The sequence below is a fragment of the Streptosporangium sp. 'caverna' genome, assembly GCF_003203775.1.
Taxonomy (GTDB): domain Bacteria; phylum Actinomycetota; class Actinomycetes; order Streptosporangiales; family Streptosporangiaceae; genus Streptosporangium; species Streptosporangium subroseum.
The window spans coordinates 7,326,218-7,340,395 of record NZ_CP029711.1 but is presented as its reverse complement, the minus strand read 5'-3'; the positions used below and the strand labels follow the sequence as shown (position 1 = coordinate 7,340,395).

Annotated in this window: 11 protein-coding genes; 4 read left to right on the top strand and 7 right to left on the bottom strand. The window is 69.2% G+C overall.

Annotated elements, in window-relative coordinates:
• The first annotated feature begins 6 nt into the window (after positions 1-6).
• The 4 genes from DKM19_RS32060 to DKM19_RS32045 all read left to right on the top strand — a co-directional run bounded on the left by DKM19_RS32060 (position 7) and on the right by DKM19_RS32045 (position 4,753).
• Positions 7-1,197: a sorbosone dehydrogenase family protein gene (locus DKM19_RS32060; RefSeq protein WP_110700855.1), complete on the top strand. Its 1,191-nt coding sequence runs from the start codon at positions 7-9 to the stop codon at positions 1,195-1,197.
• Between the two features lie 274 nt (positions 1,198-1,471).
• A complete protein-coding gene (locus DKM19_RS32055) occupies positions 1,472-2,131 on the top strand; it encodes a hypothetical protein (RefSeq protein ID WP_110700853.1) in 660 nt (219 codons plus the stop codon).
• A 22-nt stretch (positions 2,132-2,153) separates the two neighbouring features.
• Complete coding sequence (locus DKM19_RS32050) at positions 2,154-3,881, top strand: DUF4012 domain-containing protein (protein ID WP_110700851.1); 1,728 nt, start codon at positions 2,154-2,156, stop codon at positions 3,879-3,881.
• Between the two features lie 275 nt (positions 3,882-4,156).
• Positions 4,157-4,753, top strand: a complete 597-nt coding sequence (locus DKM19_RS32045) for a hypothetical protein (protein WP_162641936.1) — start codon at positions 4,157-4,159, stop codon at positions 4,751-4,753.
• Here DKM19_RS32045 and DKM19_RS32040 read toward each other — a convergent pair.
• The 7 genes from DKM19_RS32040 to asnB form a co-directional block, all read right to left on the bottom strand.
• Positions 4,731-6,155 (bottom strand): polysaccharide biosynthesis tyrosine autokinase, encoded by a 1,425-nt coding sequence (locus DKM19_RS32040; RefSeq protein ID WP_162641935.1) that lies wholly within the window; start codon positions 6,153-6,155, stop codon positions 4,731-4,733. The two genes, DKM19_RS32045 and DKM19_RS32040, sit on opposite strands and share 23 nt — an antisense overlap.
• 4 nt (positions 6,156-6,159) lie before the next feature.
• Complete coding sequence (locus DKM19_RS32035) at positions 6,160-7,200, bottom strand: glycosyltransferase family 4 protein (protein ID WP_110700845.1); 1,041 nt, start codon at positions 7,198-7,200, stop codon at positions 6,160-6,162.
• A complete protein-coding gene (locus tag DKM19_RS32030; protein WP_110700843.1) occupies positions 7,197-8,186 on the bottom strand; it encodes an NAD(P)-dependent oxidoreductase in 990 nt (329 codons plus the stop codon). Before DKM19_RS32030 ends, DKM19_RS32035 begins: the two co-directional genes overlap by 4 nt.
• A gap of 73 nt (positions 8,187-8,259) precedes the next feature.
• A complete protein-coding gene (locus DKM19_RS32025; RefSeq protein WP_110700841.1) occupies positions 8,260-9,207 on the bottom strand; it encodes an NAD-dependent epimerase/dehydratase family protein in 948 nt (315 codons plus the stop codon).
• A complete protein-coding gene (locus tag DKM19_RS32020) occupies positions 9,204-10,385 on the bottom strand; it encodes a glycosyltransferase (RefSeq protein ID WP_110700839.1) in 1,182 nt (393 codons plus the stop codon). Before DKM19_RS32020 ends, DKM19_RS32025 begins: the two co-directional genes overlap by 4 nt.
• Before the next feature lie 158 nt (positions 10,386-10,543).
• Positions 10,544-11,881, bottom strand: coding sequence for a lipopolysaccharide biosynthesis protein (locus DKM19_RS32015; RefSeq protein WP_110700837.1), 1,338 nt, complete (start codon positions 11,879-11,881; stop codon positions 10,544-10,546).
• Positions 11,860-13,776 carry an asparagine synthase (glutamine-hydrolyzing) gene (asnB, locus tag DKM19_RS32010; protein WP_369986528.1) on the bottom strand — a complete coding sequence of 639 codons (1,917 nt, stop codon included), beginning with the start codon at positions 13,774-13,776 and terminating at the stop codon, positions 11,860-11,862. The genes DKM19_RS32015 and asnB overlap by 22 nt, the downstream gene beginning before the upstream one ends.
• Positions 13,777-14,178: the final 402 nt, after the last annotated feature.

Genomic DNA, 14,178 nt, shown 5'->3' with positions numbered 1-14,178 from the left:
AGAACCGTGACGATCTCCTACCGGACCGGATGGGGCCTCGCCCTCTTGAGCGCGGCGCTGGTGGCCTGCTCCTCCGGCACGCCCACCGAGGCCGCCTCGCCCGTCTCCCCGCCCGCCGCCACGTCCGCGGTGACGCCCGCCGACACGGCCTCGGCAGGCTCGGGAGGGGAGACCGCCCCGCGGGTCAGATTCACCGAGTTCGCCCGGTTGGAGAAGCCGGTGGCGATGGCCGTGCGCAAGGGGGACCGCACGCTCTACATCGTGGAACAGACGGGACGGCTGCGCGCCGTGACGGACGGCAAGGTCGCCCAGGAGCCCGTCGTGGACCTCTCGGCGGAGGTGAGCGGGGGCAACGAGCAGGGGCTGCTCGGCGTGGCCTTCCATCCGGGGGGCGATTTCCTCTACCTGGACTGGACCGACCGCGACGGGCACACCCACGTGACGGAATGGGCCTTCAAGGACGGAAAGGCCACCGGGCGCAGGGACGTGCTCACCCAGGAGCAGCCGTACGCCAACCACAACGGAGGACAGCTCGCCTTCGGTCCCGACGGCTACCTCTACATCGCCTTCGGCGACGGCGGCAGCGGGGGAGACCCGCAGGGCAACGGCCAGAACCTGAACACCTGGCTCGGCAAGATCCTCAGGATCGATCCGCGCGGCACGCCGTACAAGGTTCCCGGCGACAACCCGTTCGTCGCCACGAACGGCGCCAAGCCCGAGATATGGGCGTACGGCCTGCGCAACCCCTGGCGGTTCACCTTCGACTCCGAGACGGGGAACATGTGGATCGGCGACGTCGGCCAGAACGCCTGGGAGGAGGTCGACCTCCAGCCACGGGGCAAGGGCGGCCAGAACTACGGCTGGAACATCAAGGAGGCCACCCACCGGTTCCGGGACGGAGACGCCACGGGCGATCTGGTCGACCCCGTCATCGAATACCCCCTGCACGAGGGCGGGAACTGCTCGGTGATCGCCGGATACGTCTACCGCGGCAAGAAGATCGCCGGGTTGGAGGGTCGTTTCCTCTACGGCGACTTCTGCGCGGGATGGATCAGGTCCGCCCCCGCGGGGGAGCCGGAGCGGGCCGAGAACCTGGGCGAGGTGAAGCAGCTGTCGTCCTTCGGCCAGGATCACGACGGCGAACTGTACGCGCTCAGCCTGGACGGACCCGTCTACCGGATCGAGGTCGCTCCGTGACCCCGCCGGTCTCCGGCCGGGGCCTTGTCGTCCTCCGAATGTCAATGTTCGGAGAACAACCACTGATTGTTCGGTAAGAGGTGTGCGCCGGTCAGGTTGCCATTTTCCGGTGGTGAATATAACGGGTTCCGGGGACATGCCGCTTGTGTTCCAAGCGTCTGTTTTCTATGACCTGAATCATTGCCACAGGGGGTCCGGAATGGCCGGAAAATACACAATATCTGTTCTTTTTGCAGTGGTGGCCGGGAGCGGACTGACGCTCGGATCCACTGGAATGGCGATCGCCGCAACCAGCATGCCGGCGCCGATGGCCGCCGTGCACGCGCAGCCCTATCCGCCCGACTTCGGCGCTCTCGCCGATGCGGCCATGGCCGACGCCACGAGTGTGGACGCCAGGGCCGAGGCTCTCCTCCGGGAGGCCGAGAACTGTGAGGGCGGCCCCGCCGAGGCGGCGAGGATCATCGCGGCGGCCGAGGAGCTCGAGGCCGAGGCCAGGAACATCGGGATCAGGGCCGACGCCATCGCCGACGCCGCCGAGGCGGCAGGCGACTCCGAGGCCGTGGAGATGGCCAGGGACGCGGAGAGGATGGCCGTCGGGGCTGATGCGGACGCCCGGCGGGCTCAGGAGATCGCCAGCCGCGGATGTGAGCGGGGCGGCGAGGTGAACAACACGAACAACAACAACAACGTCGATCCCGAAGCCGTCTATGAGGACTTCGGCGACGAGGACCGCCACCACAGGCGCGGTTTCCGCAACTGCGGGGAGGACTGCTGCGAGGGGGGCTGTGGTGAACGGGTCGGCAGGGTCAGGGAGCTGCCGTTCACGGGAGCGCCCGTGACGACCGTGGCCGCGCTCGGCGGTGGCCTGCTGGCCATGGGAACCGTCGGCGTGCTGGTCCCGGTACGTCGCCGCCGATCCACCAGTGTCAAGTAGGAGACGACGTCGCATAGTCGTAGTGGGCCTGCTGGCTTTCACGGCCTTGGTACTGGCGGGAGGCTGGTCGGCCCATCTCGGCATGCGCGTGCGCGATCATCTGGAGGCCGCCGGGACCGCACTGGTCCAGGTGCGCGCGGCGGCGAGCACGGGCGACCCGCGCCCGGTGGCCACGGCGCTGGCCGAGGCCCGGCGGCACGCGGCCGAGGCACGACGGCTCACCGAGGGCCCTGACTGGTGGACGATCGCCCACACTCCGGTCGTGGGAGACGCCGCGACGACCGTGCGGGGACTGGCCGAGAGCGCCGCGGATCTGACCGACGTGCTGGCCGACGTCCAGCCCCTCGCCGCGGTCTTCACCACGATGGGAAAGAGCTCCCCGGGCACCCTGAGGCAGCCGCTGACCGATCTCGACGCGGCGTCGCCGACCCTGAACTCCGCCGCCAAGCGCCTCGCCCGGATCGGCTCCGGCCTGGAGGCCACCCCGGCGGAGACCGGCCTGAAGCAGCTGGACCAGGCACGCGGTACGGCGCTGCACGAGGTCGACCGGCTGCACGGCTGGCTTGACGCCGCCGCGACCGCCGCCGCCCTGCTGCCGCCGATGCTCGGCCTCGACGGCCCCCGTCGGTACTTCCTCGCGTTCCAGACCAACGCGGAGGCGCGAGGCACCGGAGGCCTGGTCGGTGCGTTCGGCATCCTGAAGGCCGACCGGGGCAAGGTCGACATCGGGCATCTCTCCGCCAACAACGGCCTCGCCGGGAGTTCCGTGCCCGGCGCCGACCACGGCCCGGACTACCGCTCGCGTTACGGCCCGTGGTCGACCAAGATGCTCTCCGTCTCCAACCTCTCCCCGCACTTCCCGTACGCCGCGGCCACCTGGACGGGACTGTGGGAGCAGCAGGCCCGCGGCCACCTGGACGGCGCCCTCGCCACCGACCCGGTGGGCCTGTCCTACCTGCTGCAGCTGATCGGACCGGTCACCCTGCCCGGTGGGGAGAGGGTGACCTCTTCGAACGTCGTCGACCTCACCGAGCGGACGGCCTACGCCCGCTTCGCCGACCCCATGGCGCGCAAGCGGTTCCTCATCACGATCGCCGGCGCCGTCAGCGAGGCGCTGCCCGCGTCCCTCACCCAGCCCGCCAGGCTGCTGCCCGTGCTGACCCGCATGGTGAGCGAGCGGCGGATCCAGATCTGGAGCCGCCACGAGGCGGAGCAGCGACGCCTGTCGCGGACCCCGGTCAGCGGCGTGCTGCCGTTGCGCTCGGGACCGTTCGCGGGGCTGGTGGTCAACAACTCCGCCGGCGGCAAGCTCGACTACTACCTGGAACGCTCCCTCGACTACAAGCTGGGTCCCTGCCGAGACGGGCTGCGCTCCTCGACCGTGCGGGTCCGCCTCACCAACGACGTCCCGCGAGGGAGGTTGCCCAGCTATGTCACCAGCCGGCTCGACTCCCCGACGCGCCGTCACGCCCCGGGGTCCAACCTGCTGTGGGTGTCGCTGTACGGCGGGCTCGGGGCGAAGATGACCGGGGCCCGGCTCGACGGCGACCCGGTGTCGCTCATCAAGGCGACCGAACGGTCCCACCCCGTCTACTCGACCATCCTGGAGTTCGCTCCCGGGCAGTCCAGGACCCTGGAGCTCGACCTCACGGAGTTCGTCTCCGACGAGCCGCCACTGGTTCCGGAGCAGCCGCTGGTCCGCTCCCAGCGCACCAGCGTCACCCAGGATCGGCAGGGATGCCCTCTCTGATCACCCCTTCCGGCTCCGGCGGACCCCCGGTGGCCGGCTCGGCGGAAGGCTCTGTGAGTGGCATGCGTCTCGGCCCTCGCCGTGTTCCACGGCGAGGGCCGAGACGCATGCCGTACCGCCGGTATCGACAGAAAAGCGTAAAGCCCGGCGTGCCACGGGCGGCGGCCCCACGGGGGAGACCTACCGTCGCGCTCATGGAGATCGCTGAGATCGGTGAAGCCGCCGGGGTCGCACAGCCCGGTCACGAGCACTGCGGTCCGCGATGCTGGAGGGATGTGCGAGCGGCGCCGGCGTCGCGGCACGACGTCCGTTTCCGTCTTCTGTTCGTGTGCACGGGCAATATCTGCCGCTCTCCGCTCGCGGAGCGGCTGACCCGGTCGATCCTCGGACCCTGCCCGGCGCTTCAGGTGACCAGCGCGGGGACCCGGGCCGGCGCCGGGACGCAGATGACGGAGCGCGCGCGACGGGTGCTGGTCCGGCTCGGCGGCGATCCCGACGGCTTCGGCTCTCGCCCGCTGACCCCCGAACTGGTGGCCGCCGCCGATCTCGTGCTGACGGCCGCCTCCGAGCACCGTGCCGAATCGGTGGCGGCGTTCCCCCCGGCGGCCACGCGGACCTTCACCATCGCCGAGTTCGGGACGCTGGCCGGGTCCGTGCCGCCCCTGGCGGTCATCTGCCATGAGGATCCCGTACGGCGGGCACACACGCTGATCGGGGAGGTCCGGGCGCGGCGCGGGCTGGTCCGAGTGGACCAGCCCGACATTCCCGATCCCTACTGCGGCTCCCGGCTGGCCTACCGGGCGGCGGGACGGAGGATCGCGAAGTCGCTCGCCGTCCCGCTCGGGCTGCTCACACACTCACGCGTGGCGTGACCTCGGCCCTGGCTTCGTACTCGTACCCGTAGTACCGGTTGCTCTTGGCGGGTGCGAAGTTCAGGACGGTGCCGACCAGGCGGGCGTTGATCGACGTCAGCACCTCCACGGCGCGGACGACGTGCTCGCGCCGGGTCTTGCCGTACCGCGCGATGAGCAGCGCGCCGTCGCAGATCGCCGCGAGTGCCACGGCATCGGTGACCGGCAGCACCGGCGGAGCATCGATGATCACTATGTCGTATCTCTCCGTGAGCCCGCTGAGCAGCGTACGCATCCCGTTCGAGCCGAGCAGTTCGCTGGGGTTCGGCGGGATCTGGCCACTCGGCAGGACGGCGAGGTCCGACTCGCCCCAGATCTGGATCGCGTTCTCCAGCCGTGCCCTGCCGATCAGCACATCCGTGAGGCCGGTCGCCCCCTCGATTCCGAGGTAGTTCGGGATGCGCGGGCGGCGGAGGTCGCCGTCCACCAGGAGCACCCGCCACCCCGCCTGCGCGAGCGTGATCGCCAGGTTGGCGGAGGTCGAGGACTTCCCCTCGCCCGGCAGGCAGCTCGTGACCACGAGGGATCTCGGTTGCCGGTCGACGCCGATGAACTGCAGGTTGGTACGGAGCGCGCGGAACGCCTCCGATCTGGACGAGCGGCCGCGGTCGCGGAGGATGAGAGGGTGGCGTCGCGCGTCGCGTTCGTAGCCGATGATCCCGAGCACCGAGCTCTTCGACGCCTCGTGCAGCACTTCGCTCGTCTTGATGGTGGTGTCCATGCGGTCGCGCAGGACCAGAGAGGCCATGGCGATGAGCAGCGCGGTGAGTATGGCGAGCGCCAGGTTGACCAGCGGCCTCGGACTGATCGGGGCCCTGGGAACATCCGCCGGGTCCACCACCGCGACCTTGACGTTGGGGTGGTCGTCCTTACGGGACGAGCGGCCGTCCTTTTCCTCGTCCTTTTTCGCGTGCTTCCTCTTACGGGTGGGGAGGGGCTGTTCGATCTCGTCGACCAGCCGGGTGAACGCCCCGCCCAGGGCGTTGGCCAGTCGCGCGGCGCGTGCGGGATCGGTGTCGGTGACCGTGGCGCGGAGAAGCACGGTGCCGGGGATGGCCTCCGCCGTGATGTTCTCCTGGACGCGCCGGATGTCGTCGCCCGTGGTGATCTGACTGACCACCCGGCGGCTGGGAAGCAGATTGGCATAGGACTGCACCCTCTGCTGCGACAGCGTCCCCGCCTGGATGGCGGTGGAGAGGCTGCCCTCCCTGTCGTAACCGGAGACCAGCATGGAGATCGTCGCGACGTACTTGGTCGGCATGCGTGCTGTGACGATGAGTGACGTGGACACCGCCAGGACCAGCGAGAAGAGAATGAGGAGCCAGTTCCTGCGCGCGAGTCGCGCGAAATAGAGCAGATCCACCGGTTCAACGCAACCTTTCACGGATTCTTGGAAGAGCTTTCTGACGTTGGGCCGGCGAGTAGACGTCCACGCCCTGCAGCAGGCCGATGAGAACGAGCGCGGTTCCGACCGTGACGATCGCGGTGGGGAGCGGCGGTATCCAGCGCAGGGCCATCGCCAGGCAGAGCGCTCCGGCGGTCGCCGTGATCAGACCGAGTGCCGCGGCGACCATCCGGGGGCCGAGGCCGATCCGGCGGAGCCGGTGCGAGACGTGGTCGGTGCCGCCCGCCAGCGGCGAGCGGCCCGCCAGCATCCGCGACAGGAACACGACGCCGGTGTCGACGGTCGCGACGAAGGTCGGCAGGAGCAGCCCGGCGATCGTCGTGTCAAGCCTCGCCCCCATCACCAGGAGGATCGCCGAACAGGTGAGGACGAAGCCGATGAACAGGGATCCGGAGTCGCCCATGAAAATCCTCGCGGGCGGCCAGTTGTGGAGCAGGAAGCCGAGGCCGGAGTAGGCCAGCATGGACAGGAGCAGCCCCAGAACCGGCTGGGCGTACACGAAGGCCGTCACCGCGAGAAGGGTGGCGGTGACCGTGGTGACGGCTCCCAGCGCGCCGTCCATGTTGTCCAGCAGGTTGAAGGAGTTCGTCATCACGACGATCCACACCACCGTGACGGGCCCGTCCAGCCAGCCGTCGGTCATGGTGATCCGGACGCCGGCGAGCACGACCCCGATCGCCGCCGCGGTCTCCACGGTCAACCGGATGAGCATGGACAGCGAACCGACGTCGTCGATCAGGCCGAGCATGGCCACCGCGGTGGCCGTCAGGAGGATCGCGGTGATCCGGTGATCGCTCAGGCCGATCACCGCCGCCGTGGGCACGACCGTGGCCACGGCGATCGCGAGGCCCCCCAGGTAGGGGGTCGGGCGGGCATGGGCCTTGTTCCCCCCCGGGCGGTCGGTGAGATCCCACCGCAGTGCCAGACGCCTCAGCGGCACGATCGTCACCGCGCTGAGGAGGAAGGCGACCGCTCCCGCGGCGAGGAGGACCCCGGCGTTCACTGGGTGAACGCCGCGAGATCCGCACGGGCCTCCTTCACGACGTCGGCGAGGATCTCGTCGAGAGAGTGCTGTGGAGCCCACCCGGTGAGCTTCTGGAGTTTGGCGGTGTCGGGAACCCTGCGGGTCATGTCCTCGAAACCCTGCTCGTAGGCCTCGTGATAGGGGATGAAGGCGACCTCGGACGTGGAGCCGGTGTGATCGATGATCATTTTCGCCAGCTCCAGGATGCTCACCTCGTGATCGGAGCCGATGTTGAAGGTCTCCCCGATCGCCTCGTCGTTGCCGAGAAGCCGGAGCAGTGCGTCGACGACGTCCGCGACATGGGCGAAGCAGCGGGTCTGGTTGCCGTCGCCGAAGACGGTGAGGGGCATGCCGCCGAGCGCCTGCCGGACGAGGCGCGGGATGACCATGCCGTAGGCCGCGCTCTGGCGTGATCCCACCGTGTTGAACAGCCTGACGATGATCGTCGGCAGGCCGCGCTCCTTGTGGTAGGCGTTCGCGAGGATCTCGTCGACGGCCTTCGCGGTGCTGTAGGCCCACCTCACCACGGCGGGGCTGCCGAGAATGCGGTCCGCGTCCTCCCGCAGCGCGCCGGAGGAGTTCTTGCCGTAGATCTCGCTCGTGCTGGTGATCAGGATTTTTTTCCGGTACCGGTGCGCGGCCTCGATGACGATCTCCGAGCCGCGGATGTTGGTCGTCAGGCATCTCAGCGGTTGTTCGACGATCAGCTTGACGCCGACCGCGGCCGCGAGGTGGACGACGACGTCGCACTGGTGGACCAGTTCGTCGACCATGAGCTCGTCAAGGACCGACCCCTGTACGCACCGCAGGTTCGGGTGCGGGTTGAGGTTGGCGGACCGCCCTGTCGACAGGTTGTCCAGAACCACGACGGAACTGCCGCGAGCGAGCAGCGCGTCGGTCAGATGCGATCCGACGAACCCGCTGCCGCCCGTTATCAGGTAGGTGTTCTCTGCTTCCTTGCCCACGGGATTCCCCTTCTGCCTACTTGCCTGGAAAGGTGCTTGTCGCGGGGGAGAGGTGATCAGTCAGATGTGCCGGTCACGCACCGGCACCGGGGATCGCGGCCTTCTCGAACCAGGCGACCGTCATGCGGAGGCCGTCCTCGAGGGACACCGGGCAGACGTCGGGGAACATCTCGCGGAGCAGATGAGGGGAGGCCTGTGATTGGTGGATGTCGCCCGTCCGGGGCGGCAGGAAGGTCGTCTCGATCGGCCGCTCGAGGACCGAGGCCAGGATGTCCTTCAGGCGCAGCAGGGAGACGCGGGTCCCGAACGCGAGGTTCACCGGCTTCCTGCTCGTGGTCCGGCGGACGGCGGCATCGGTGAGGACGCCGGTCACCGATCCCACGTAGGTGAAGTCCCGTGCCTGGTGCCCGTCACCGTAGATCGGTACGGGACGGCCGTCGAGAGCCGCCGACACGAACGCCGGGATGACCGCCGCGTAGGCCTGGTCGGCGGCTTGCAGGGGGCCGTAGACGTTGAAGAAGCGGAAGGGAAGGACCGGCAGGCCGTAGCTCTCCGCGTACGCCAGGGCGTAGGCCTCGGTGGCGAGCTTGCTGGCTCCGTATGGGCTGAGCGGCCGGGTGGGGAGATCCTCGTGCTTGTACGGTTCCGGGCAGTCCCCGTACACGGAGGACGACGACGCGAGGATGAGGTGCGGTTTCGTCTCCCGGCACGCCTCCAGGACGTGGAGGGTGCCCGTGGCGTTGACGGTGTGCGAGGCCATCGGATCGTTCAGGGACCGGGGCACCGAGGGGCGCGCGGCGAGATGGACCACCGTGGTGGCGTCGGCGACGAGGTCCGCCACGAGATCCCGGTCCAGGATGCTGCCCATCACGAAGTCCGCGCCCACCCCGTCGAGGTTGGCGAGATCCCCGCTGCTCAGGTCGTCGAGCACGGTGACCTGCTCCACTTCGGGCCGGGTCGTGAACGCGCGGCAGACGTTCGCGCCGATGAAGCCGGCGCCCCCTGTCACAAGAACCTTCATTTGACTGTCTCCTCTGTGGCGAAGCGGAGCCGGGGCACGCCGTACAGCGATCGGTAGAGGGCCTCGGTGTCCGCGACGAGGCGGTCCACCCCGAACGAGGCGGTCGTCCACCGCCGGGCCGACTCACCCATCCGGTGGGCGAGCGCGGGGTCCGACAGCAGCCGGACGACGGGCACCGCCAGTGCGCCGACGTCGGTTGTGGCCAGCAGACCGGTGTCCTCGTGCCGGACGATCTCCGCGACGCTTCCCACCCGCGTGGAGACGACCGGGGTTCCGGCCATCCCGGCCTCGATGAGGCTGAGGGGCATGCCTTCGTTGTCGGAGGTCAGCAGGACGACGTCGGCCGCGGCGTAGACCGTCTCCACGTCCTTTCTCCAGCCCAGCAGATGGAAGGAGCCGCGTACGGGCTCGATGCGCCGCTCGAGGTCCTGGTGGAGCTCGCCGCCTCCGCAGACGACGAAGTGGCAGCCGGGCACGCGCTGGAGTACGGCCCTGGCCACCGCGACGAACCGGTCCGGTCGTTTCACCTGGGTCAGGCGTCCCACGTACGCCACGATCGGCACATCCGGGGGGAGGCCCAGGAGGGCGCGAGCCGCCCTCCTGTCGAGGACCGGATTCAGCTGAACGCCGGGTGCGATCACGACGTACTGCTCGGGGCGGCCGATCCCGGCTCCGAGCAGGTCGTCACGGACCTGGGACCCGACGGTCACCAGCTGGTCGGACATGGAGGCGAGGAGTCGTTCCGACCGCACGTAGAGCGAGCGTTTCGGCCGGGAGAAGTATCCGTGTAAGAGATGACCGTGGAACACGTGCACGCGGGCCGAACCGACACCGGACAGGCGGGACGCCACACGGCCGAGGGCACCCGCCTTTGTCGTCCGGGTGTGGACGATATGCGGGCGGAAGGTGCGCATGGCCTTGATCAGGCAGGAGAGAGCACGGTAGTCGTCGGCGGGCCTGACCGATCGGCCGAGGCCCGGCACCCGGTGGACCCGCGTCGTCGCCTCCCTCAGGCGAAGGTGATCGCCCTCGTCGTCGTCGACGTGGCCGGTGTAGAGGCGGTGGTCGAACTCCTCGGTGTTCAGCCGCTCGCACAGTCCCATGATCTGAGTGGCCGGTCCGCCGACGTTCATACGTGCGATGATCTCCATGACACGAATCCGACTGTCCGGCTTCATGCGGCTCCTCAGCGATTGACCTGTCTCACGTCGGAGAAGTTAGCTCGCCGTTTGGGGTGTTCGTCGGCACCGTCACGGTCGCGGCGAGATGTTTTCCCTATTCCCTACCTGCGCATGATCAGGTTGGGTTGTTGTGCGCATAAACCCCACCGTGACCTTCACGGAACGACCCGGTCCTCCTCCTGTCGCGTCGTCGCCGTCGAAGGCGTGCGGCCCGCACCGGAAAGCATCGACACCATGGAGCGCAGGTCGGAGACCTGAGGCAGCAGTTCGCGCACACCGGCCGAGGCCGCCCTGACGAACCAGGCGACCTCGATCGCCAGCATCGCGGTGTAGCTCACGGTGGCGGACAGGGCGGCGCCGCGGGCTCCCCAGCGCGGGATGAGCACGGCGTTCAGCGCGAGGTTCGTCGCGAGAGCGCCGAAGGCGATGGCGGTCATCGTCATCGGACGGCCCAGCCGTACCAGATACTGCTCGACCGGCCGGATCAGGGACAGCGCGATCACGCCGGGAGCGAGGAGGAGCAGCGGCGCCACACTGCGGGTGAAGGCGGCGCCGTACAGAAGGGGGATGAGAACGGGGGAGACGAGCGCCAGCGTGCCGACGAGGGTGGCGGAGATCAGCAGGTTGACCCGCAGGACGCGGGCGGTGACGTCCCCGGCGGCGCGCTCGTCCTGGATCGCCTGGCGAGGGAGGGCGATCTGGGTCACCGCGTCGGCCGGTACGCGCGCGAAGGTCAGGAACGCCGTTCCGACGGTGTAGAGGCCCACCTCGGCGGGGGAGACGAGAGCGCTCAGGAGGAAGATGTCGGCGCTCAACAGGAGGTGGGACGCCACCACCCCGACGTGGTAGCGGCACGACAGGGCGAGCTGGCGCCGGGCGAGCGCCGCCTCGACGCGCATGGCGCGGAGGCCGAGGGGACCGAGGAGCAGCCAGAAGGGCACGGCGATGGCCGCCGTCCAGCAGACGACCACCGCCGTGACGGTGAGGTGCCCGATGGCCGCGAGCACCAGGACCGGCACGTTCAGGACGAGCGCCGACGCGACGACCGTCCGGTTGGCCAGGCCGATGCGGGACCGCAGGAGCGCGATCCCGTTGAGGTTGACCGCCGCGACGCCGAACGGCACCGCGAGCAGGGCGACGACCAGCAAATGAGGCGCGGTGAGAGGAACGAACGTGACCACGATGGCCAGGGTGACCAGGGCGGACACGACCCCCAGGATCAGCCCGAGGAGCAGGCCGTTGCCCGTCAGGGTCCGGTGGCGCGCGCCGTCCGGCCACAGCGCGATCTGCGACCTCCCTATCGACAGGCTGCCGATGACGATCGCGATTCCGCCGGTGGTCGCGATCATCGCGTAGACGCCCCGGCCCTCGGGCTGGAGGGTGCGCGCTATGAGGACACCCGTCAGCGCCGCCAGCGTCAGCCGCAGCAGGTGACTGGCCGTCGTCTGGACGGCGCCGGTGAGGGTCACGCTCATGCTCGGGACGCGGGGCATCCGATCTCCGTCATGACGGGGCCACCCGGAACCGCGTGCGCGCGGTGCCAGAGCTCGAACTGCAGCAGCGCCCACAGGCGGTCGCTGTGGTCGGCGCCGGCGGCGTGCCGCCGGAGCAGGCCGCGGACCACCGAGGGCCGGAACAGTCCCCTGTCACGGGCGGTGCCGTCGGTGAGCAGGTCGTGGGCGAGATCTCGCAGCTCTCCCCGGAGCCAGGCGGCGAGCGGCACGCCGAACCCCTGCTTGGGATAGTGCAGCAGCTCCTGCGGAAGCCAGGGGGCGACCGCCTGTTTGAGCAGCGGTTTGGTCTGGCCGTTGCGGATCTTCAGCGAGTCGGGGAGGCCCGCCGCCCACTCCAGCAGGTGATGGTCCAGGAACGGGGAGCGGGCCTCCATCGAGTTGGCCATCGTGGTGATGTCGACCTTGACCAGCAGGTCGTACGGGAGGTAGGTGGCGGTGTCGACCTCCAGGACCCGGGCGAGGTCGGTCGTCGCCGACGAGTCCTGGAAGAGCTCCTCAAGCAGCCGGTAGCTGTCCACGCCGGCCAGCCGGTCGCGGAGCCCGTGGCTGTAGATCTCGAACTTCTGCTCCGGCGTGAAGCAGGACATCAGGCAGGCGTAGCGCCGCGACGGGGATTCGGCGGCGAACCGCACCAGACGGCCGAGCTGCCTCATCGCCGACTTGTATCCGCTCCGCTCGATCAGGAGGGCGCCGGCGCGGGCGGACACCGCCTCGAGGGCGCGGGGCATGGCCGGGATCCTGCCGGCCTGGTTCATCAGGGCATAACGCTGGTAGCCGCCGAAACACTCGTCCCCGCCGTCGCCGTTGAGCACGACGGTGACATGCCGCCGGCTCATCTGCGCCACGTAGAAACTGGGAATCGCCGAGGAGTCGGCGAACGGCTCGTCGAAGTGCCAGGCGAGGCGCGGCAGGACGTCGAGGAGGTCGGTCGTGACGACGAGTTCGTGATGATCGGTGGCGTACCGGTCGGCGACCATCCGCGCCTTGTGACGTTCGTCGTACAGGCTGTCGTCGAAACCGATGCAGAACGTTTTCACCTGGTCGCCGCTCTGCATGGCCATGGCCGCCACCACCGCGGACGAGTCGACGCCGCCCGACAGGAACGCCCCGATGGGGCGCTCGCTCACCATGCGGATCCGGGTCGCCTCCAGGAGCAGCTCGCGCAGCCGTTCGGCCTCTTCCCGCTCGTCCGTCACCGGCCGGGGGGTGCGGTCCGGCTGCCAGTAACGGCGCGTGGTGACCTGCCCCCGTTCCCAGGTGAGCACGTGTCCCGGCGGGAGTTTGTGAACTCCCTTGTAGATCGACCACGGCGCGGGGACGTATCGGTAGGTCAGGTAGTGATGCAGGGCCACGGGATCTATCTCGCGGTCCATCCCGCGATCCTGGACGAGGGACTTCAGCTCCGATCCGAACCAGATCGAGGCGTGGTCGGACCGCCAGTACAGCGGCTTCTTGCCGACCCGGTCACGGGCCAGGATCAGGCGCTCTCGATCGCGGTCCCAGAGGGCGAAGGCGAACATGCCCCGCAGCCGGTGGACCATGTCGGCGCCATGCTCCTCGTAGAGGTGAACGAGACACTCGGAGTCTCCCGCCGAGCGCAGCCGGTGTCCCCGGTGCGCCAGGTCCCGCCGCAGCTCGGCGAAGTTGTAGATCTCACCGTTGAAGACCGCCACGATCCGGCCGTCCTCGCTGTAGACGGGCTGGTCGCCGGTCGCCACATCGATGATCGCGAGCCTGCGCATGCCGAGCGCCGCGTGCTCGTCGCTGTGGAAGCCGTCACCGTCGGGACCCCGATGCACGATCATGTCGCACATGCGGCGGACGAGCTCCGGGTCCGGGCGCGACGTCGACGCCATTCCGGCTATCCCGCACATCGGGCCTCCACTGGTCGGTGTTACCGGTTGACGTGTTCCTCGCCGCGCGCCGGTCGCGCCGGGGGCCCTCCGTGCCTGCCGCGGCCCTGAGGAAGCCACCTCCAGGCTTCCCAACGTCATCGCGACCATACCGAGAGTGACCATACCGGGCCGTCCAGGACCGGGCCGCGAGCGATGTGTGTCGCGGCGAATTTTAATTGCGGGTAATGACTGCGAAGATCGTTGCCCATAAGGGTGCGGGTGAACGCCCTGGTCCCGGCGGTGCCGTGCGAGCTTGAACGCGAGCATGTCGAACGACGTCGTTTCAACGCTCATGGCAACATGTCCGGTTCGCATACGTGCCTGGCCGATGACTTCCTCAGGGCGACTCCGAGGTCCGGCTGCGGCGTCGAACTCCCTCTT

What these genes read in the sequence shown, in the direction of transcription:
- DKM19_RS32055 (WP_110700853.1), top strand. Translation starts at nt 1,472, where the DNA reads ATGGCGATCGCCGCAACCAGCATGCCGGCGCCGATGGCCGCCGTGCAC.
- DKM19_RS32020 (WP_110700839.1), bottom strand. Translation starts at nt 10,385, where the DNA reads ATGAAGCCGGACAGTCGGATTCGTGTCATGGAGATCATCGCACGTATG.
- DKM19_RS32025 (WP_110700841.1), bottom strand. Translation starts at nt 9,207, where the DNA reads ATGAAGGTTCTTGTGACAGGGGGCGCCGGCTTCATCGGCGCGAACGTC.
- DKM19_RS32015 (WP_110700837.1), bottom strand. Translation starts at nt 11,881, where the DNA reads ATGCCCCGCGTCCCGAGCATGAGCGTGACCCTCACCGGCGCCGTCCAG.
- asnB (WP_369986528.1), bottom strand. Translation starts at nt 13,776, where the DNA reads ATGTGCGGGATAGCCGGAATGGCGTCGACGTCGCGCCCGGACCCGGAG.